Origin of the sequence: Rhodococcus sp. NPDC059968 (genome assembly GCF_042738615.1) — a bacterium.
Classification (GTDB): domain Bacteria; phylum Actinomycetota; class Actinomycetes; order Mycobacteriales; family Mycobacteriaceae; genus Rhodococcus_F.
In genome coordinates this window covers 25,016-45,864 of sequence record NZ_JBHWUE010000029.1, presented here as the reverse complement: position 1 = coordinate 45,864, position 20,849 = coordinate 25,016, and the positions used below count along the sequence as shown (strand labels likewise).

Genomic DNA, 20,849 nt, shown 5'->3' with positions numbered 1-20,849 from the left:
GCCACTTCAGACTGACACTCGCACGGTTCAACTACAATCACGGGTATGTCGACAGACGTTAACTTTCTCTAAAGTCAGGAGGTGGGTGGGTGCTGGACACGAACAGGATGTTCACGCTGCGCGAGGTCGCCGAGCACGGCTCGATCACCGCGGCGGCGGCGGCGCTCGGGTACACCACTTCGGCTGTCTCCCAACAGATCGCTAAGTTGGAGAAGGAGGCCGGGCAACCGCTTCTCGAGCGGCACGCGCGGGGCATCGTGCTGACCGAGGCCGGGCGGTCGGTGGTCCGGCACACCGAACGCATCCTGATCGAACTCGAGGCCGCCAATGCCGAACTCGCGGAGATCAAGGGACTGCGCGCGGGTCTGCTGGCGATAGGCACCTTCCCCACGGCGGGGTCGTCACTGCTGCCGCTGGTGGTCAAGGAATTCAAGACTCGGCACCCGGGCGTCGAGTTGAAGGTGCTCAGCGGCCGATTCGCGCAACTGGTCGATGCACTTCGCCGCCGGGAGACCGAACTGTCGCTGCTGTGGGACTACGAATGGAACCGCGTCGACGACCCGACGTTGACCTACCACCACCTGATGAACGATCCGACCGTGCTGCTGGTGTCGGAACGGCACCGCCTGGCCGACCGCGACTCGATCCGGATCGCCGAATTGCGCGACGAGTCGTGGGTGGTCCGCGCCGACGATCACCCGGTCGCGCAGACGCTCGAAAAACTCTGTCAGCAAGGCGGTTTCACACCACGCACAAGCGTCTTCGCGCACGACTACGGTGAGGTGCAGGCGATGGTCGCCGTCGAACTCGGGGTAGCCATCGCACCCCGCCTGGCTGTGCTCAACCTCCGGCCCGATGTCCGGTCGATCCCCCTCGCGACTCGCCCACCGCAACGGCGGATCCTGGTCGCGCACCTGACCGAGCGGCGGCTGAGCCCAGCCGCGCAGGAAGGAATCGCGGTGTGCACTGCCGCCGCCCACCAGCTACAGGAGGGATTCGAAACCGGATAGGACCGGTCAACTCCGGCAGATTCCGAACGCGTCGGCGAGGCGGGTGATCGTCTCGGCCCGACCGAGCCGAGGCGGGTCGCTGCCGTCGCGCACAACCCGGCCGCGGGCTGCGAAATCGGCGAGAAACTCCCGCGCCCACGTCACGTCCGAGGGCGTGGGGCTGATCGACTCGTTGATCACTGGCAGTTGTTCGGTGTCCAGACACAGCTTCCCGGTCAAACCGAGGGACACGGACACCGCGGACTGTTTACGCAGCACGTTGTGACTGTTGCTGACGGTGGGACCGTCGATCGGTCCGGGCAGATTGCCGATTCGGCTGGCGACGACCAGCCGGGAGCGGGGGTAGGCCATGGCGAGGTCGTCGGCGCTGGTGCCGGTGTCGCGGCGATAGTCGCCGCTGCCGAAGGCGAGCCGGAACACGCCGCGAGCGCGGGCGATATCACCGGCCCTGTCGATGCCGAGGGCGGATTCGACCAACGCGAGCACCGGGGTGGCTCCGCCGAGTCGGTCGAAGGTTTCGGTGACATGTTCCGCCGCTTCGGTCTTGGCGAGCATCACGCCCGCCAGTCCAGGAAGGCCGGCGAGGCGATCGACGTCATCACTCCAGTACGCCGAGGACCGGTCGTTGATCCGCACCCAGGCCGAGGTGTTCTCGAGCCAGGCGGCAACGTCCTCCCGCGCGGTGGATTTCAGTTGAGGGTCGACGGCGTCCTCGATGTCGAGGACGATCTGGTCCGCGCAGGAGCGTTCGGCCTGGTCGAACAGGTCGGTTCGGGTGCCGTTGACCAGGAGCCAGGATCGGGCGATCCGCGTGTCGATCGGTCTGGGCGCGATCGCGATCTTCTCGGGCATCAGGCGTCCTCACACATCGCGGGGCCGTGCGGAGTCTTCACCGCGCGGAGCCGACCAGTGCCGGAGCCGGCGCCGGGGCGGTGACGAACAGTTCCGCCGATGCGATGCGGCGTGCCGCCCGGCGCAGGGTGACCGATTCGAGTACCCCGTCGGGGGAAACGGAGAGGTCGACGTCGAGTACTCCGGCGGGTGTCCCCACCCGCAGTGATCCCGGCCACCGGACCTGCGTGTTGTCGGTGACGACACCACCGGTCACGGTGGATGCCGCGGCGACGGCGACCGCGGATGTGAGCCCGATCGCCGGGTGCGGGGCGAGCATCGACAGCATCCGGACCGAGATGTCGTAGTCGTCGGCGCTGATGTCGACGCCGGCACTGGTGCGGTAGTCCGCCGGCGGGCCCACGACTCCGACTTTCGGAATCGCATGGGAGATAGGATCTCCCGGCTTGCTCAGTCCCATCCGCAATGATGATTCCTGTCGCAGCCGGAGAAGCAACGGCAGGTGTTCGGCGATCGTCTGGTTGTCCTCCGCGCCGGTCAGCCCGAGGTCGGCGGCGTTGAACAACGCCGCCGGGGCTCCGGCGACGACCATCGTGGCGCGGTAGGTGTGGTCGGCAATCGAGATCTGGTCGGCGGCCGCGCCGGTGGGCAGCAGTGTGGCCGCACCGGCGGCGAGACCGGCGAAGGTGAGCCCCACCGGGACACCCAACGCGCTGGTACCGGGCACGGCCGCGTCGCCCTCGGTGGGGATCATCCCGCCTGGGGTGGCGATCTCGGCGTTCAGGATCGCGCCGGTGTTCTGGTTACGCATCCGCACAGTCGTCGTCGCGGAGTCGACCGGAACGAACCCGGACTGCAATGCGTACAACCCGATCGCCGTGGCGCAGTTCCCGCAGTTGCTGCCCCATTCGACCTGGCGGTCACCGATAGCGACCTGCGCGAACAGGTAGTCGACGTCGATTCCGGGCTCGCTGGAGCGGCGCACGATCGCCGCCTTCGATGTGGTCGAGCTGCCGCCGCCGACACCGTCGAGCTGACGCGGATCACCCGATCCGAATGCCGACGTCAAGATGGCGTTCAGGCCACCGGCCTGGGCAATGAGCGGATCGACGTCGAATGCGTTGAACAGCCAGCACTTGCTGGTGCCTCCCCGCATCCAAGTTCCATGAAGTGTGAACACGGTCCGGCCCACCTTTCGGGTTCGAAGAGTTTGTGAGGCACCGCTGGAGGCTCTGATCGGATGGGGAGCGTGCTTCCCAGCGGTGTCCCACTACCCACCCTGACTGATATCAGGGTGGAGAACAATGGCGAATAAGTCGATGAGGGTTAACTTCAGTTAAACCCTCGCGGGTGCTGTCTGTGCGTCAGACCAGAGTCGGGACGGCCACCAGCAGCAGCCAGCACAGCGCCGGTGCGATCGCGACCACGATGCCCGCGTTGAGGAGCAGCTGGCGGTAGAACCGGGGCCGCCCGATGTTCTGGGCGTTGGCGAGGACGAGTGCGCCGTTGGTCGAGAACGGGGAGACGTCGACGACGGTGGCGGAGATGGCGAGGGCGGCCACGACTCCGACGACCGGAAGTGCGCCGGTTTGCAGCAGTGGAAGCGCGAGCGGGATGACGGCGGTGAGAAGCGCCGTCGACGATGCGAAGGCCGAGGTGACGCCGATGACGTAGCAGAGGACGATAGCGACCAGTAGCGGTGCGCCGATGGTGATCGCCATCGCGGCGAGGTGGTCGATCGTTCCGATCTCCTGCATCAGCGAGATGTAGGTGACCATGCCGGCGACGAGCAGGACCGTGGACCAGCTGATACCGGCGATGGCCTCACTCTGCTTGGACAGGTCGGTGAAGGCGAGGATCGCACCGGCCGCGATGGCGACGAAGCTGATCGGCATATGCAGGACCAGGACCAGCACCAACACTGCGGCGATCAGGACGAGGGTGAGCTTCTGGACCCCGGTGACCGGCTGCACGGCGTGGTCGGTGACGGCCTCGGTGCGCGGTGTCCGGATGAGTACCTGGGTACCACCCGAACCGGACGATCCGCCGGTCGGGGTTCCACCGGGTCCCGCGGTGGGGGTGCGCAGTGCGCTCCCGCCGCCGTCGGAGTCGATGCCGTCGCTCGCGCCGGTGGCGGTGAATTCGAGGTTCCGTACCCGGGCGAGGACTGAGTAGCCGACCACGGTCAGGACCGAGAGCAGCAGGTTGATGCCGTAGCTGGCGAAGAACAGGGTCCAGGGGGCGATCGTCAGGCCGCTCGATTCGACGATGTCGCGGACGAGGACACCCGAGACCGAGATCGGCGAGAACGCTCCGGCGTGCGCGCCGTTGATCGTCATGATGCCCATCACCAGCGGACTCATCCGGGTCCGGGCGGCGAACGACATCGCCGCCGGCGAGATCAATGCGACCGCGGCAGGGCTGAACGTGCCCAGGGCTGTGAGCACCGAGGCACAGAAGAAGAACACCCACGGGACGATCGTCACTCGTCCGCGAACGCCACGTATACAGGCATTGACGAGCAGATCGATGGTCCCGTTCTTCTTCGCCATACCGAAGAAGTAGGTGACGCCGATGATCGTCAGCACGATCGAACTGGGGAACTCGGCGAGGATTTCCTTGTCGTCGTAGCCGAGGAGGAACGCCCCCACGACGAAAGCGCCGATGAACCCCAAAATGCCGATGTTGATGGGGAAGAAGGTGGCTATCACGAACATTGCCACCAGCGCGATCAGTGGCAGTATCTCGATGGAAGTCATGGGCGTACTTTCGGTTCGCTGCGGGGCGGATCGAACGGCGCCTGGTCGGCGGCCGGTCGCGACGGACAAACGTAAATATGGGGCGGAGCCGAGCGATGTGGATCGGGAGCTGTCACTCCCGCCGGCGCAGTGCACGGTGCACGCCGCCGCCCGAGGTGACTGTCGACGGCGTCGGCCGCCCACACCGCACCGGGTTGCAGCACCTCATCGATGCCGACCGACGTGAGCTGCAGTGAGCGCACTGGGCGACCGACAAGGCGATTCCGTGCTGTGATCCCGGGTGGTTGGCGAGTAGCGATCGTCTGCATGTCACATCCTTCGCTTGATCATTACCCAGATCACACTATGAGCGGGTTATGTTTATGACAATGTCGTATTTCTACGGCGGGGTTTAGCAGGATTAAAGGCTTGTTGGAGGTATCGATGCGCAACTCGTTCGATGTGGTGACAATGTTCCTGCTCCTCGACATAGCCGAGGCCGGATCGCTCACCGGCGGCGCCGAACGCGCTAACGTCACGCCGTCCGCCGCGTCGCAGCGCATCGCCAAGCTGGAACAGGAGATCCGGCAGCCGGTATTGACCCGTCTGCCTCGAGGCGTCCGGTTGACGGAGGCCGGTGAAATTCTCGTCACGCGTGCGCGACTGTTCCGTCAGGAGATGCGCGCTGCCCGTGGCGACCTGGAAGCTCTGCTGGGGCTCGAGCGTGGCACCGTCCGACTCGGCTCGTTTCCTACCGTCAGCGCCTCTCTGCTCTCGGACGCGCTCAAGGACTATCACGCCCACTGGCCCGGCATCGACGTGCGCGTCCAATCCGCGGTCCGCCCGCGACTGTTGGAAATGCTTCATTCGAGCGAGGTCGAAATGGCGTTGCTCTGGAGTTACGACTGGACCGAGGAGGCCGAGAAATCCCTGGCCCTCGTGCCGCTGATGGAGGACGAAACGGTTCTGCTCGTCCCGCTCGACGGGCCGCACGCCGACAATGTCGCGGTGGCATCGCTGCGATCGGCGAAGTGGATCATCCGCAACGCCGACCACCCGGCCGCCGAAGTGCTTTACCGTAGCTGCGAGACGGCCGGATTCACCCCGAACGTCGTCTACGAGGCCCACGACTACCAAGAGATCGAAGCGATGGTCGCCGCGGGAGTCGGCATCGCCATGGTTCCGCGTCTGGCCGTCGCACACCATCGCCCCGACGTACACGCGGTGCGATTTCTTCCCACCGACCGAGTGCCGACACGCTCGATCTACATCGCCTCACTCGCCCGCCGGCAGTACACCCCCGGCATGCACGCCGTCTCCCGGGCGCTACACGACGCCGCCGACGCCATCACCGCGCGAAGGTGAGACCGATCGACCCTCATCCGGCCGAGTCCCGGCATGCCCGATAGGGATATCGAGTGCTCGCGCGGCAGACACCCCGCGCGTACCTCCCTCTGTGGCGACCGCCGTAGTAGGGATCGGGCAGACGTGCAGCCCGGAACGGCCCGCCCCCGGCGGAGTCGACACCGGAAATCCAAGAGGGGCACAACGAGTTTCGCTCGGCGGCGGAGAACGCTGGACGCTGACATCAATCTCCTGCATGTTCCTATATACATAATATGAGTTAGATTTATGTGAGTGGAGTCACTTCACTGGGTGCATGACCAGCACTCCCGCGAGTTCCGATATCGACCTCTTCGCCGACGACATCCTGACCGACCCCTATCCGACGTACGCCGAACTCCGCGATCTCGGCGCGGTGGTGCATCTGCCCGCCAACGACGTCTATGCCCTGACCCGATACGACGCCATCCGCGACGCTCTGGCCGACCCCGGCACGTTCTCGTCCCGGACGATCGGCTTCAACTCCATGGTCAACGAGGCGCTGCAAGGCACGTCGCTGGCCTCCGACCCGCCGATCCACACCGAATTGCGCGCGACCCTCACCGAGAACCTCTCCCCCCGGGCGCTGCGGGGACTGAGAGACCAGATCCAGATCAAGGCCGATGCGCTGGTCGCGGACCTGGTTGCCCGGGGCTCGTTCGAGGCCATCGACGCGCTGGCCCGCGCTCTTCCGCTCGAGGTCGTCGCGGACCTGATCGGCTTCACCGGCGAGGTGCGCGACAACATGCTGCGATGGGGACGAGCCGCTATGGAGGTCATCGGCCCGATGAACCAGCGGACTGCGGAGAACTTCCCGATCGCCGGCGAACTCTACGGTTGGTGCACCGGGGTCCGGGCCGAGGATCTGGCGCCGGGCTCGGTCGGTCGCGGCATCTTCGATGCCGAGGACCGGGGCGCCATTCCTCCCGGCACCGCCGGCCACATCATCCACCAGTATCTGGGCGCGGGTGTGGACACCACGATCGCCGCGCTCGGCAACATCGTCGCGCTCTTCTCGGCGTTTCCCGACCAATTCGACCTGGTCCGAACGGATTCCGCCCTGGTGCCGGCAGCCTTCAACGAGATACTCCGATTCTGGGCGCCGGTGCATGCCTGGGGGCGCCTCGTCACCCGGGACGTAATCATCGACGGCACCGTGGTGCCGGCCGGGTCCCAGGTGGCGATCCTCTTCGGTGCAGGCAACCGCGACCCGCGCCATTACGAGACCCCGGACGCCTTTCTGGTCGAACGGAACCCGGTCGACCACCTCTCTTTCGGTTACGGCCCGCACGGCTGCGCCGGCCAGGGCCTGGCCCGTTTGGAAGCCCACGCCGTCATCGGGGCGCTGGCCGATCACGCTCAGCGTCTGGTGGCCGCCGAACCGGTTCGGTTGCCCAGCAACATCACCCGCTCCATCGACACACTCGAGATCCTGAAGGTGGTCCCAGCATGAAGATCGTGATCGATCGACCCCGTTGTGAGGGACACGGACTGTGCGAAGAGATCGCTCCCGACTTGATGCACCTCGACGACGAGGGCGAACTGATCCTCGACGTGGAGGACCTCCCCGAGGGAAGCCCCGAGATCGCGAACGCCGGCGCCGCTGTCCGGGTCTGCCCCGTCGCCGCACTCAAACTCGCATGAAACTCACCGATGCTCCCAGGCGAATTCTGGTCATCGGCAACGGGATCGCCGGCCAGACCGCGTGTGACAGCCTCCGTGCCGCAGGTTTCGACGGCGACCTGACCATCGTGGGGGACGAACCCCGGGCGGCGTACTCGCGGCCCGCGCTCTCCAAGGCGCTCCTGGTCGACGGTGGTGGTTCCCACGAACTGGCACTGCCCACGCACGACGCCGCCGAGGTGCTCGGGGTGGCGGCAGTCGGCCTCGACGTCGAGTCCCGCCGGGTGAGTCTCGACGACGGCTCGGACCTGCCCTACGACGGACTGGTGATCGCCACCGGTTCCAGGGCCCGGCGTCTGGGTGGCGACCACAGCCCGGAGCTGACCCTGCGCACCCTGGACGATGCCCTGGTTCTCCGGGAACGGCTGGCCGCCCGGCCGTCGGTCGCGGTTGTCGGAGCCGGTCCGCTGGGGATGGAGATCGCATCCGCAGCCCTGTCGGCGGGATGCCCGGTGACGCTGGTGGCCGCCGGCCGGCCGATGCTGTCGCATCTGGGGCCTTGCCTGTCCGACGCGTTCACCGCGGCCGCGGTCGCCCGGGGACTCACTGTCGTCGTCTGCTCGGCCGCCGGGATCGACGATGCGCGTGGGGTGGTCCTGCGGGACGGATCACGCGTCGAGGCCGACCTGCTCGTCAGTGCGGTCGGTGACATCCCCAACACGGAGTGGCTGGCCACCAGCGGACTGATGACCGGCGGCCGCCTCGAGGCGGACTCGCGGGGGCGGATCAGGCCCGTCATCGTCGCTGCCGGGGACGTCGCGGCCGTCCCGACGCGGACTGGAGTACGTCGAATTCCGCTGTGGAGCAGCGCCATCGAACAGGCCAAGGTCGCTGCCCTCGCGCTTCTGACCGGCGACGAGGCGCCCGAACTCGACCTCGATCCGTACTTCTGGACCGAGCAGTTCGGGTTGAACCTCAAGGCCGCCGGTCACCTACCGGCTGCCGGTGAACCCGACTTCCTTCTCGGGGACAGCCCACACGGGCCGTCGGTGATGCGCTGGACCCACGACGACGGTCACGGTGTCGCGGTCGCCGTCAACCACCGGATCCCGATCCCGAAACTGCGCCGGATGGCCTCGGCCGGAGCATGACGCCGACGGTTCGGGAGGAGGACGCGTAACTTCGTGTGGATGAACCAACCCGGGGATCATTCGAGTGATCTCGGCCTGGAGCGGCTCGCCTCGGTCAACCTCAACCTGCTGGTGCCGCTGCTGGCACTACTCGAGGAGGGATCTGTCACCCGCGCCGCGGCCCGGGTCGGCATGTCCCAACCCGCGATGAGTCATGCCCTGGGACGGATGCGCCGAATGATCGGTGACGACCTGGTGACGCGGCAGGGCAGCGGCCTGGTGCTCACCCCCCGTGCCTTGGAACTCATCGCGCCACTGCGGGAAGTGCTGCGGCAGACCGCGCAGGTGGTGAATTTCCCGGGCTTCGACCCTGCCCACGACCCTCGTACCATCACGGTGGCGATGACCACCAGCACGGCATTCGTGGTCGGGCCCGGTGTGGCACGACTGATCGCCGAGCGAGCGCCGAATGCGACCCTCCGGGTGCGCAACTTCGTCCAGCCGCAGGCAAGCGATTTCACCGACGACGGGGTGGACGTCGTGCTCCTGTCCGAGGCGTTCACTTCGCCGTACCCGCGGGAGCGGCTCTACGAGAACCGTTGGGTGGTGATCGCCCATCCGGACAGCGATCCCGAGGCATCTGCACTGGACCTGCTCACCTCGCTGCCGCACGTCACCTACGACTCCCGGCACCGGGTGGCGCCGTACGCGGCGATGGACGCGCACGGCGTGCAGTACCGGATCGGGCAACTCATCTCCGACCACCTGCTCATCCCGCATCTGGTGGCGACGGCCGGTGGGGTTGCGGTCCATACCCTCCGGGTCGCTGTCGCGATGCGCGAACGGGTGGACCTCCGGATCGAGGAGTTCCCGCTGCCGGTCTCGCCGTTGGGGGTCGACATGGTGTGGAACCCGCGCCTGGCAGATGCGGCGTTCGTCGGCTGGTTACGGGAGATCCTCGTCGACGCGACGACTTTCGACTCTCAGTTGTCCGATGCGAGCAGGTGGCACCAGGAGTCGGTGAGTTCGTCGAGGCAGACCTCGCGGGGGATCCGCCAGCCGACCGAGAAGTAGCGGCGCGAGAGGTACTCGAGCTGGCCGAAGGCGAGCACGCAGCGGACCTGGCGACGGTCCGGCGGGAAGCGCTTCGCCCGGTCCAGCCCCTCGGTCATCTGACCGACCGCGTCCTCGAACCACTGCTCGGTCTTGGCCGCGACGTCCGGCTCGTGTGTGGCCTGGAAGGACGCGGTGAGGTAGGGCTTGATCTCGTCCCATTGCGAGAACTTGCGGTCCAGCCACTCCCGGATCAGGTCGCGTGAGCCGGAGGCGACCACTGCGGTCAGCGTGGGGTCGTCGGCGGTGGTGAGGATCGCGTCGACCTTCGTCAGGAGCGCGCTCATCACCTCGGCCTTGGACGAGAAGTGCAGGTAGAAGGTCGTCCGGGTCGAACCTGCGGCGGTGGCGATGTCGTCGATCGTGGTCGCGGAGTAGCCCTTCCCGCCGAACAGCTCGAGCGCCTTCGCGAGGAAGAGCTCATAGGTCATCTGCTTCTGTGCGGCACGGAGAGACATGGCCGGATTCTATCCGCAGTACAGCCACGAACCTGCCCGCAAAGTCACATGTCTGTTCATTCACTCACTTGACAGTCTGTAATGTGAATCTCTACTGTGATGCGCAGCACGTCATGCAGACATGACGTTGACGAAAGGAAGTGCCGATGAAGGGCTCCCAGACCGCCGAGAGCAACACCGTCAACACCGTCCTCGGCCCGGTTCCCGCTGCCGAGCTGGGAGTCGTCTCGGTTCACGAGGCGCTGCTCTCCGTGGTTCCCGGCGCAGAGCATGCGTTCGACATCGCCATGGACCGCGCCGAGATCTTCGAGATCCTGGCGGCGAAGCTGACAGATTTCCGGGACCACGGCGGACGGACGATCGTCGACAGCACCGGAATGTTCCACGGTCGCGACGTGAGGCTGTACCAGGCACTCTCCCGCTCGACCGGCGTGCACATCGTCGCGTCGACGGGCATGGGCCCGGAAGAGATGCTCGGCGGCTATTTCCTGACGCCGCAGACCAATCCGCCTACGCCGTGGCCCGCGGAGAAGTTCGCCGGCCTATTCACCAAGGAGATCACCGAGGGCATGGTGATCCCACGTGTCGAGCGGTGGGGCGCCGCGGGTCTGGTGACCACGACCGCGACGCGCGAAGGCATGACCCCCACGGACGAGAGCCTGTTCCGCGGCGCCGCCCGGGCCGCGCTGCAGACGGGAGTCGCGGTGTCCCTCCGCTACGGGAGGGACGCGGCGGCCGACCTCGAGATCGTCGCGGACGAGACGCTACCGGCCCATCGCGTCGTCGTCGGCGGGCTCGACCGCAAGGACGCGGTCGCCGCCGGCGCACCACTCGAGATCGCCCGCCGCGGCGCCTTCGTCGCACTGGACCACGTGGGCTCCGAAAATGATGCGCACATCGCCGACGACGAGCGCGCCGCCGTGGTGTGCGAACTCGTAGAGGCCGGGCACGGGAACCGGATCCTGCTCTCGAGCAACGCGATCGGCGTGGCCAAGGGTCATCCGCAGCGCGATCTTCCGTTCAGTTACGTCCTGTCGACGTTCGTACCCCTCCTCACCGCGCAGGGGCTCGGCGACGCGGACGTCCAGCGCATCCTCGTGGACAACCCGCGCGAACTGCTGTCGGTGCGCTGACCGCGCGAAATCCACAATCGAAGTTTCGTCTTTCCCGAAGGGGAGTGTTGTGTCGAGAGTCAATACAGTTCTGGGGCCGATCCCGACCGAGGAGTTGGGCATCGTCGCCATCCACGAGCACATCGGATACGGCATGCCCGGCTCCGAGCTGGATACGAGGTGGTGGAAGACCCCCGAGGAGCGGTACCAGGAGACCGTCCCGAAACTCCGCAAGTTCCACGATTACGGGGGCGGGACCTTCGTCGACGTCACCGGAATCTGCAACGGTCGTGACGTCGACTACTACAAGTCGCTGTCCGCGAAGACCGGCGTCCACATCGTCGCCTGCACCGGATTCGTCGGCGGCGACACCGCCCTGCCGTTCTTCGAACGGGCAAGCGTCGACTACCTGACGCGGCAGTTCGTCCACGAGATCACCGTCGGCATCGGGGACACCGGCAGCCGCGCCGGCGTCATCAAGGTCGGGGTGAGTCGCGGTGGCCGAATGACGGAGCTGGACAAGCGAATCTACCGAGCCGCCGCCCGCGCTGCCCTGAGCACCGGAGTGCCGATCCTGACCCATCTGGCCATCGACGCCGAGAACGCCATCGCGATCTTCCACGAAGAGGGCCTGCCGCTGGACCGCGTGCTGTTCGGGCACGTCGACGACGGCGTGAACGCCGAGAAGACCCGCGACACCTGGATCGCCGAGCAGGGCGGTCGCGTCGGCTTCGACACCTTCGGGTACGAGACCGAACTCGAGGACCCGCCGTTCTGGGCCCGCCCGCGCAAGGAGCGCCTGGACCACTTCCTCCGGTTCCTCGCCCGGGGCCACCTGAACCAGGCGCTTGCCGGCGTCGACGCCAACTGCAGCCCGCTCGGGTGGCCGGGAGTCAAGGGCCACACCGTGAACTACCTCTTCGAGGACCTCATCCCCGACCTGCGTGAGGCCGGCATCGACGAGGCCACGATCACCACGCTGTTCGTCGAGAATCCCGCCGATTTCTTGACCATCCAGAACTGACAAGGACGAGAACCATGCAGCCAACGGATCTGAAGAACTTGAACATCGCCATCGTCGGCGCGGGATACGCCGGCGCTGCGGCAGCCAAGGCCCTGAGCCTGCTCGGCGCCGACGTCACTGTGTACGAGCAGGCCTCCGCGGTTCGGGAGGTCGGCGCCGGCATCGGTCTGCGTCCTTCCACCATGAACCGCTTCCGCCAGTGGGGGATTTTCGACGCGATCGCGAAGGTCAGCTCGCCGAGCGACTACTTCGAGATCCTCACCGCCACCGGCGATCCGATCATGAAGGAGGCGTGGCCGGGAATCGACGACTTCGCCGCTGAGACCAAGACGCACCTGATCCACCGCGGAGACTTCATCGACGCACTCCTGGGCGTGCTCCCCGAGGGCATGGTGCACCTCGGTCACAAACTCGAGACCGTCGAGGACAGGGGCGATCGCTCCGTCCTCACCTTCGCGAATGCCGAGACCGTCGAGGCCGATCTGATCATCGGCGCCGACGGAATCAAGTCGGTTGTGCGCCAGCAGCTTTTCAGCGAGAAGGACCCGGTGTTCTCCGGGGAGCACGCCTACCGCGCGGTGATCTCCGTCGACGACGCCCACGGGATGGTCGTCGACGACAACCTCCGGATGTATATCGGCAGGGGTACGAAGGTCTACCTGCTGCCGTTGCGCCACCGGGGTCAGGTGTCCTTCGACATCACCGCGCTGTGCCCGGACGGTACCTGGGCGCCGCAGATCACGAAGGACGACATCGTGGCAACCGTCGAGGGCTTCGACGAGCGGATCGTGAGCATCGCGCGCGGCCTCGACCTGGACACCGTGAGCATTCGCGCGGTCTACGACATCGACCCGGTCGAGCGTTGGCACTCCGACTCGGTCGTCCTCGTCGGCGACGCGGCGCACTCGATGCTGCATCACCAGGGGCAGGGTGCGAACTCGGCGATCCTGGACGCCGGCGCACTCGCCGACGCCCTGCAGGAGGCCGGCTCCGTCAAGGAGGCGCTGGCGCTGTACCAGGCGACCCGCAAGCCGGTGACCGACGAGCTGCAGCGCATCTCGCGTCAGGGGTGGACCGAGGACGAGGTCGACGACGTCTTCCCCGGTCAGAAGCCCGCCACTCAGCAGCCCGTCGCGAAGTAGAAACGAGGTCACCGAAATGCCGCTACACCCCCAGATCGCCCAGGTGATCGCCAACCTGCCCGCCCCGCCCGAGGGCCCGCTCGACCCGGCTGCCATGCGCGCCGGCGAGGAAGCACAGGTCGCTCCCGTCGAGGAGCGCCTGCCGCTTCACGCAGTCGAGGACACCACCGCAGGGGACGTCCCGGTCCGGATCTACACCCCGGTCGACGCCGACTCCTACGGACTGCTGGTGTACCTCCACGGCGGCGCGTTCTTCCTCGGAAGCCTGGACACGCACGACCACGTCGCGCGGTCCCTGGCGAAGGAGACCGGGATGAAGGTCGTCTCCGTCGGCTACCGCCGGGCGCCCGAGGCGGCGTTCCCGGCCGGCCTCCAGGACTGCCTCGGGGTGGTGCGGTGGGTCGCGGAGAACGGCGCGGCCCTGAAGTGGGACGGCTCGACGCTCGCGCTGGCCGGCGACAGTTCGGGCGGCACGTTCGTCGCCGCCGTCGCCGCGATGGCCCACGACGAGGGCTTCGATCGCATCACGCACCAGGTCCTGTTCTACCCGTCCCTGGACCTGGACTTCGACATCGACCGCTACGACTCCCTGCGGGAGAACGCCGAAGGATACGGCGTGGAGACCGCGGGGCTGAAGGCCTTCAACGCCTTCTATTTCGACAGCGGTGCCGATCCGGCAGACCCGCTCGTGTCGCCGATCAAGCGCGGGGATCTGACCGGGCTGCCCCCGGCGCTGATCGTCACCGCCGAGTTCGACCCCATGCGCGACGAGGGCGAACTCTACGGCGAGCGGCTGAACGAGGCCGGAGTGAAAGCGACGGTCAGCCGCTATGCCCGCGCCAATCACGGTTTCGTCCAGAACTTCTCCTGGATCCCGGAATACCGGAAGGTGTTCGAGGAGACGGCCGACTTCCTTCAGTCCACGTCGGGGGCGTGACGTGACGCAGGACGTGAAGATTCACCCCCTCGTCTCGCCGTGGGGTCGATTCGGCCTGTACAGCTTCTTCATCGACGCCCCCGAGCCGGCGATCGTCGACACCGGGATCGCCTCGTCGCCCGCCGAGGGAATGGCCCCCGCGCTCGAGGCTCTCGGTCGCCGGATCGAGGACGTTCGCTGGATCCTGTTGACTCACGGCCACATCGACCACCTCGGCGGGGCACACGCTCTGTGGGAACTCACGGGCAGGCGTGCCCGGGTCGTGATCCACGCGGCCGACGCGCACCTGTTGCGATCGCGGCAGGCGCACGTGGACGAGTACGTGGCGGTGCGTGGGCAGTACCTGAACGACCCGCAGGGCGCTGCGAAGCAGACGTCGACGGCGCAGGCGGTCATCTCGGGAGAGATGGAGCCGTCCATGTTGCTCCGGGGCGGCGAGACCCTGTCCCTCGGTGGAGATGTCACCGTCTCGGTGCATTCGATCCCGGGCCACACCGCCGGATCGGTCGCCTATGTGGTGGACGGCCAGAACTCCGTGTTCGTCGGCGACGCCGTGCAGGTCCACGGCGCCGCAAACGGCTTTCCCGGCTACGAGGATCCGGTCGCCTACCGGTCGAGCGTGCAGTATCTGCGTGACGAGATCCGTCCGCAGCACCTGTATCTGGGGCATCCGTACCGCCGGGCGGACGGTGTGGCCTATGGTGTCGAGCTCGACAGCGAGCAGGCGCGGCAGGCCCTCCAGGAGAGCTTGGACATTCAGGCGCGGGTCAGCGACGTGGCCCATCGGCATCTGCAGAACGGTCTGCAGGAGACGGACTCGGCGTACTCGCCGTTCGCCCGTGTGGCGGAGGAACTCGGCTACGAGGGGGACCCCACACTCGAACCGTCCCCGTTCTTCACGACGCTGCACGGCCACCGCACGCAATTCGACCAGAAATTTTGACAGAGAAAGAGAGTCGTGCGCTCATGACGGATTTTCGAACGCTTGACGCGGGTGGGCAGAAGATCGCCGTCCGCAAGGACCTCCGGGTGCCGATGCGGGACGGGGTCACCCTCGTCGCCGACTCGTACTCCGGTGTGGAGGACAAGCCCCGGCCCGCGCTGGTGGCTCTGAGCCCGTACGGCAAGGAGTTGCAGGCCCTCGCGCTCACCACCCCGCCGCAGCGACGCCCCAGCCCGATGTGGGACGGCTGCATCGAGGCGGGCGACATCGCACGCGTCGTCAAAGAGGACTACGTCCACGTGATCGGCGACCTCCGCGGCTCCGGCGGCTCCGACGGCGAGCACATCGGCAACTACAACGCCGGCGGCGTGTCCCTGGGTCAGGACGCGTACGACTTCATCGAGTGGGTGGCCGAGCAGCCGTGGTGCGACGGTAACGTCGGCATGATCGGGATCTCCTACTTCGGTTCGATGCAGGTGCTCGCCGCCGCGGAGCGTCCGCCGCATCTGAAGGCGATCTTCGTGAGCGGCGGTCACTACGACTTCTACGAGACCACCTACCACGGCGGCATCATGTGGTTCATGCCGCGTGCCGCGCGCGAGGGCCGCGGCGGCGACTCCGGCTGGGCCTTCACCGACAACGTCAAGTCCCGCATGCTCGAGACGTACTCCCCCGAGGAGATGAAGGAACGCGTCGGCCAGCGGCTCGAGGATCCGGATGTGGCCGCCTGGCCGAACCTGGTCCACGTGTTGAACTACCCGAAGCACCACGAGGCCTGGTTCGACATCGTCATGAACGACCTGGACGGGGACTGGTACGAGGAGCGCAACCCCACCACGCTGGCCCCGAACATCGACATCCCCGTCTACCTGCAGATCGACCAGGGCCGCGGCTGGACGGTCGACGGCACGATCGAACTCTTCGACGCGCTGAAGGGCCCGAAGAAGCTGGACATCGGTCCGTACCCGCCCATGCAGTCGCGCCCCTTCATCGAGGAGCACGACAAGATGTTCCGCTGGTACGACTACTGGATCAAGGGCATCGACAACGGGATCATGGACGAGCCCGCGGTGAACGTCTTCGTCGAGGGCTCACGGAAGCACGTCACCGGCAGTCAGTGGCCGCCGAAGGACGTGGAGCACCAGTCGCTGTACCTGCGCCCGCGCGGCAAGCTGTCCACGGAGCCCGAGCCGATGGGTGCGGAATACGCCGCCCCTGACGGCTTCTACCAGGCGCCGCTGACGGTCACCGACACGGTGGCGATGCTGCGCTGGAGCACCGAGCCGTTCGAGGAGCCCACGGAACTGATCGGCACCGGCGCCGCACACATCTTCGCGGAGATCGACCAGGAGGACACGAATTTCATCCTGCGCCTGTGGGACGAGGCTCCGGGCGGCAAGCGTCAGCTGATCACGTCCGGGTACCTCAAGGCCTCGCACCGCGAGCTGGACGAGCGCACCACCGAGGGCAACCCGTACCACCTGCATACCCGCGCCGTGCCGGTCGAGCCGGGGACGATCGAGGAGTATGTGCTGCGCCTCTACCCGTTTGCCGCGACGTTCCAGCCGGGACACCTTCTCACGGTGGAGCTCTCGAACAACGAACCGCTGGCCGACGCGCACAACGCACTGCTGCCGCCGGATGCCTTCCATCTGCCGGTGGGCCGCCCGGTCACCCACAAGATCTACCGGGACGCCGCGCACCGGTCCCGCCTCGTGCTGCCGTTCACGACACACACGGCGGAGGAGACCATGTAGCGACAATGGTTTCGGCCCGCGGACCGGCGGAGCACTGGCGATCGGTGAGCGGATCGGTCACGATCGACGGGTGGACCGCACCGCCAGACTCGCCCTCGCTGTCGACAGACAGGGCGGACGATGCCTGTGGTGCGGTCGCCTTTTCGGACCGTTGATTCCGCCGACCACCGAACACCTCGTACCACGACTCAAAGGCGGTCCCAGCATCGCGGCCAACGAGGCCGCCGCGTGTCCGCGGTGCAACTCGGACCGCGGACACACCGGTCCGGTCGACTGGCTCGCGCATTGCCGGAGCCGACACGGCTGGGCTCCGCAGGCGAGCCTGCTCGCGACGCTCCTGACCGCGCTGGACCTCGAACTCGACACCGTGGGTGGGCATCGCCGCGCCAAGCGGTACCTGTCCGGCCAACTGCGACGCTGCCGGAGCAGCCACTGATGGGCCGGCCCCCCACGGATCACGTCACACCTGGCGCTCCCAGACCCGGTGGGACTTCATCAGCGCAGTGATGCCGTCGAACAGTGCGGACGCGTCGTCGGCGATCACGATGCCCGGAGCCTCGGCCGGGATTCCGACCGCTTCGAGGAGGCCGCGACCGGCGGCCCATCCCCCGATCGCCTTACAGTGCCGGAACGCTTCCGTCAGCAACACCTGGACCCGCGGGTCCGACGCCGGCGCCGCGACGAGAATGGCGTCGAACTCCACCGACCGCATCGTGTGGAACGTCCGGGACACCGGCACGGCGCCCTTGCCCGACCCCAATTCGCCACCGTGCGGTCCGATGACGAGCGGAACCATGCCGTTCTTGCCGATCTTCTCGACCGCGTCGGCGACCTCGGACAGATCCGACTCGTCGTCGGCGACGATGCCGATGATCCGACCGTCCAGCGGCCACTCGGCACCGACCTGCGACAGCGCGGGACTGGGCGTGGGAGCCACGTCGTAGGCGACGGTCGGTTCCGGCGCCGGGAGGCCGAGACCCGCGGCCACCTGCTCGCACAGTCCGGGGTCGATGTTCGCGACGACCCCGAGGGCGCGCTCCTTGATCACCTGCTCGTAGCACTTGCCCAACTCGAACGTGTAGGCCTCCGCGACGTGCGCCTGCTCGACTGGGCTGAGGCTGGCGTAGAACAGTCGGGCTTGCGAGAAGTGGTCGTCGAAGCTAGCGGGGGCGGCGCGTAGTTTCGTCGACTCCGGCATCGGCACCGGCACCTCGACGAAGGCCGTGTCCGCGCCGGCCAGGAACGGGCAACCGGCGTCGAGAGAATTGGGCCGATACGGCGCGACACCGGGATGGACTCCCGTCTGGTGCATGCCGTCGCGCAGCATGTCGTTGACCTCGGCGTGGGGCCGATTGATCGGTATCTGCCCGAAGTTGGGCCCACCGAGCCGAGTGATCTGGGTGTCGAGGTAGGAGAACAGCCGCGCCTGCAGAAGCGGGTCGTCGGTGACGTCGATCCCGGGAACGAGGTGCCCGGGATGGAACGCCACCTGCTCGGTCTCGGCGAAGAAGTTCGTCGGATTCGCGTCGAGCGTCATCAGCCCGACCGGCTGCACGGGGGCCAGTTCCTCGGGCACCATCTTGGTCGGGTCGAGCAGGTCGATGCCTTCGAACGTCTGGTCCGGTGTGTCCGGGAACGCCTGGATGCCCAGTTCCCATTCCGGGTACGCGCCGGACTCGATCGCGTCGGCGAGGTCGCGGCGGTGATAGTCGGGGTCCATGCCGTTGACGATCTGCGCTTCTTCCCACACCAGTGAGTGCACACCGAGTTTCGGCTTCCAGTGGAACTTCACAAGCGAACTCTCGCCCTCCGCGTTCACCATCCTAAAGGTGTTGACGCCGAAGCCTTCCATCATCCGGTACGACCGCGGGATGCCGCGGTCGGACATGTTCCACAACGTGTGCGCGGTGGCTTCGGTGTGCAGGGACACGAAGTCCCAGAACGTGTCGTGCGCGCTCTGCGCCTGCGGAATCTCGCGATCGGGGTGCGGCTTGGCGGCGTGAATGACGTCGGGAAACTTGATGCCGTCCTGGATGAAGAACACCGGAATGTTGTTTCCCACCAGGTCGAAAGTGCCTTCGCCGGTGTAGAACTTGGTCGCGAACCCTCGGGTGTCGCGGACGGCGTCGGCCGACCCTCGGGAGCCGAGGACGGTGGAGAACCGGACGAACACCGGCGTCTCGACGTCCTTGCCGAGGAACGCCGCCTTGCTGATCGGCTCGGCGGAACCGTATCCGCGGAAGACGCCGTGGGCGGCCGCACCGCGTGCGTGCACCACCCGCTCCGGGATCCGCTCGTGATCGAAGTGCGTGATCTTCTCACGGAGATGGTGGTCCTGGAGCAGTGTCGGTCCCCGGGTTCCCGCCCTGAGCGAGTGATCGGTGTCGTACAGCCGCGCGCCCTGGGCCGTGGTGAGGTGCTCACCCTGCTGACCGCGGGCCGTGTCCGGACCTTCGACGGGTTGCCCGGTTGCGGTGCCCAGCGCGGGAGCCCGCTGATCAGGCTTGGGGGGCAACGGCTCGGTGGGTTCCGTGGGCTCGGCGAGCGTCGGGGTACCGGAGCCGGGAGTTCCGGGAATGGGCGGGTTCTTCTTGGGCACGGCGTAGCTCCTCGCTGGAAATCCGTGGGATCGGCGCCGCATCGTTGCTGAACGGTCCGCTCTTCTCGGAGTGCCCACACGTTCGCAAAACGAATCAAGATGAGCGCTGCACCAAACCTTGTCCCACCGAGAGACGCGGTTTCGCATTCACGTCCCAGGGCATAGCTACAACAGATGTCCACCACAAAACGAAGTAGGAATCCGGCGTTCTGCGGCGTCGGGAAGGAGTGATCATGGGTACCGAAGCAGGCAAGCAGTTGCACGAAGAACCACAGTCCGAGCGTGGCCCCGAGGGCTCACGAGACGCGGGCCCGGACCAGGCTGGAGCAGGCCAGACAGACCGTAAGCCGGGGTCTCTGGATCAGGAAGAGGTCACCTCCACCGCGGAGCCGGGCACGAACCCTGCGCCCGCAGGCGGTTCGCTGCCTCCCGGCGACGCTGCGCCGGCGACACCGCCGTACGACGGCCGGACGACCAGCACGAAGGAAGGACGCCCGGAGCACGACGACCATGTGGACTCCGGCGGAATGCAGTCACCGAAACCCGGGCAGACCCCGCGCGGCGCGGTGGCATCGCCGGCCGAAGAGAAGCCCGCCGCACATGCCGCCGAGACCGAGGGCAGCGACTCCGGAGTGGGTCCCGCGCATCAAGGAGGCGTCGGCAAAGCCGAAGACAAGAAGTGACAGAGGGTCGACGCGGATGCTGTCGAGCTCGTGCGGTCCCCGTGGGCGATGCTGTCACTTCGACGGCGGGGCGGCCGCACCGGCTCTCGGTTCTGAACCGGCGCAGCCTGAGCCCTCTGATGATCCGGAACATCACAGCACCTGACGGTTGAATACCCCGATGCCACACGGCTGAACCCGAGATCGGGCCCGCCCGCCGGTGTCATCGATCGGACCTGGAGGCGCTGCAGCGGTCGTCGAGGGTGGATTCGAGATAGGTGATGGGTCCGTCTGCGAGGGTTGATCGCTCGCCTGCAACCGCAGACCGTTGACCTCCGTCACGAGGGGTTTGGATTGTCGGTGACC

Annotated in this window: 19 protein-coding genes; 14 read left to right on the top strand and 5 right to left on the bottom strand. The window is 67.0% G+C overall.

Annotated elements, in window-relative coordinates:
• The first annotated feature begins 89 nt into the window (after positions 1-89).
• Positions 90-1,010, top strand: coding sequence for a LysR family transcriptional regulator (locus tag ACFWAY_RS23095; RefSeq protein ID WP_378451164.1), 921 nt, complete (start codon positions 90-92; stop codon positions 1,008-1,010).
• A 6-nt stretch (positions 1,011-1,016) separates the two neighbouring features.
• Here ACFWAY_RS23095 and ACFWAY_RS23090 read toward each other — a convergent pair whose 3' ends face one another.
• The 3 genes from ACFWAY_RS23090 to ACFWAY_RS23080 form a co-directional block, all read right to left on the bottom strand.
• Complete coding sequence (locus ACFWAY_RS23090) at positions 1,017-1,862, bottom strand: HpcH/HpaI aldolase/citrate lyase family protein (RefSeq protein ID WP_378512311.1); 846 nt, start codon at positions 1,860-1,862, stop codon at positions 1,017-1,019.
• 37 nt (positions 1,863-1,899) lie between these two features.
• Complete coding sequence (locus ACFWAY_RS23085; RefSeq protein WP_378512310.1) at positions 1,900-3,018, bottom strand: PrpF domain-containing protein; 1,119 nt, start codon at positions 3,016-3,018, stop codon at positions 1,900-1,902.
• A gap of 208 nt (positions 3,019-3,226) precedes the next feature.
• Entirely contained in the window at positions 3,227-4,621 is a 1,395-nt protein-coding gene (locus tag ACFWAY_RS23080) for an SLC13 family permease (RefSeq protein ID WP_378512309.1), read from the bottom strand.
• 423 nt (positions 4,622-5,044) lie between these two features.
• On the opposite strand from ACFWAY_RS23080, the gene ACFWAY_RS23075 reads away from it, so the two are divergent.
• From ACFWAY_RS23075 to ACFWAY_RS23055, 5 genes are all read left to right on the top strand, one after another.
• Positions 5,045-5,965 carry a LysR family transcriptional regulator gene (locus tag ACFWAY_RS23075; protein ID WP_378512308.1) on the top strand — a complete coding sequence of 307 codons (921 nt, stop codon included), beginning with the start codon at positions 5,045-5,047 and terminating at the stop codon, positions 5,963-5,965.
• 295 nt (positions 5,966-6,260) lie between these two features.
• Positions 6,261-7,436: a cytochrome P450 gene (locus tag ACFWAY_RS23070; protein ID WP_378512307.1), complete on the top strand. Its 1,176-nt coding sequence runs from the start codon at positions 6,261-6,263 to the stop codon at positions 7,434-7,436.
• Positions 7,433-7,627 (top strand): ferredoxin, encoded by a 195-nt coding sequence (locus tag ACFWAY_RS23065; protein ID WP_378451170.1) that lies wholly within the window; start codon positions 7,433-7,435, stop codon positions 7,625-7,627. The genes ACFWAY_RS23070 and ACFWAY_RS23065 overlap by 4 nt, the downstream gene beginning before the upstream one ends.
• Complete coding sequence (locus ACFWAY_RS23060) at positions 7,624-8,757, top strand: NAD(P)/FAD-dependent oxidoreductase (protein ID WP_378512306.1); 1,134 nt, start codon at positions 7,624-7,626, stop codon at positions 8,755-8,757. Before ACFWAY_RS23065 ends, ACFWAY_RS23060 begins: the two co-directional genes overlap by 4 nt.
• A 39-nt stretch (positions 8,758-8,796) precedes the next feature.
• Positions 8,797-9,810: a LysR family transcriptional regulator gene (locus ACFWAY_RS23055; protein WP_378451172.1), complete on the top strand. Its 1,014-nt coding sequence runs from the start codon at positions 8,797-8,799 to the stop codon at positions 9,808-9,810.
• Here ACFWAY_RS23055 and ACFWAY_RS23050 read toward each other — a convergent pair.
• Positions 9,720-10,307 carry a TetR/AcrR family transcriptional regulator gene (locus ACFWAY_RS23050; RefSeq protein WP_378512305.1) on the bottom strand — a complete coding sequence of 196 codons (588 nt, stop codon included), beginning with the start codon at positions 10,305-10,307 and terminating at the stop codon, positions 9,720-9,722. The genes ACFWAY_RS23055 and ACFWAY_RS23050 overlap by 91 nt on opposite strands.
• A gap of 146 nt (positions 10,308-10,453) precedes the next feature.
• On the opposite strand from ACFWAY_RS23050, the gene ACFWAY_RS23045 reads away from it, so the two are divergent.
• The 7 genes from ACFWAY_RS23045 (at position 10,454) to ACFWAY_RS23015 (ending at position 17,658) form a co-directional block, all read left to right on the top strand.
• Positions 10,454-11,440 (top strand): phosphotriesterase, encoded by a 987-nt coding sequence (locus ACFWAY_RS23045; RefSeq protein WP_378512304.1) that lies wholly within the window; start codon positions 10,454-10,456, stop codon positions 11,438-11,440.
• A 49-nt stretch (positions 11,441-11,489) separates the two neighbouring features.
• Complete coding sequence (locus ACFWAY_RS23040) at positions 11,490-12,443, top strand: phosphotriesterase (RefSeq protein WP_378451174.1); 954 nt, start codon at positions 11,490-11,492, stop codon at positions 12,441-12,443.
• A gap of 14 nt (positions 12,444-12,457) precedes the next feature.
• Positions 12,458-13,585, top strand: coding sequence for an FAD-dependent oxidoreductase (locus tag ACFWAY_RS23035; protein ID WP_378451175.1), 1,128 nt, complete (start codon positions 12,458-12,460; stop codon positions 13,583-13,585).
• Between the two features lie 16 nt (positions 13,586-13,601).
• Positions 13,602-14,522 (top strand): alpha/beta hydrolase, encoded by a 921-nt coding sequence (locus ACFWAY_RS23030; RefSeq protein WP_378512303.1) that lies wholly within the window; start codon positions 13,602-13,604, stop codon positions 14,520-14,522.
• Position 14,523: 1 nt separating this feature from the next.
• On the top strand, positions 14,524-15,465 hold the full coding sequence (locus tag ACFWAY_RS23025; RefSeq protein WP_378512302.1) for an MBL fold metallo-hydrolase: 942 nt from the start codon (positions 14,524-14,526) through the stop codon (positions 15,463-15,465).
• Positions 15,466-15,488: 23 nt separating this feature from the next.
• Positions 15,489-17,222 (top strand): CocE/NonD family hydrolase, encoded by a 1,734-nt coding sequence (locus ACFWAY_RS23020; RefSeq protein WP_378512301.1) that lies wholly within the window; start codon positions 15,489-15,491, stop codon positions 17,220-17,222.
• A 70-nt stretch (positions 17,223-17,292) separates the two neighbouring features.
• Complete coding sequence (locus ACFWAY_RS23015) at positions 17,293-17,658, top strand: HNH endonuclease (protein ID WP_378512300.1); 366 nt, start codon at positions 17,293-17,295, stop codon at positions 17,656-17,658.
• 24 nt (positions 17,659-17,682) lie between these two features.
• Here the strand turns inward: ACFWAY_RS23015 and ACFWAY_RS23010 are convergent, their stop codons facing one another.
• On the bottom strand, positions 17,683-19,863 hold the full coding sequence (locus ACFWAY_RS23010) for a catalase (RefSeq protein ID WP_378512299.1): 2,181 nt from the start codon (positions 19,861-19,863) through the stop codon (positions 17,683-17,685).
• Between the two features lie 191 nt (positions 19,864-20,054).
• On the opposite strand from ACFWAY_RS23010, the gene ACFWAY_RS23005 reads away from it, so the two are divergent.
• Complete coding sequence (locus tag ACFWAY_RS23005) at positions 20,055-20,504, top strand: hypothetical protein (protein WP_378512298.1); 450 nt, start codon at positions 20,055-20,057, stop codon at positions 20,502-20,504.
• Positions 20,505-20,849 lie beyond the last annotated feature (345 nt).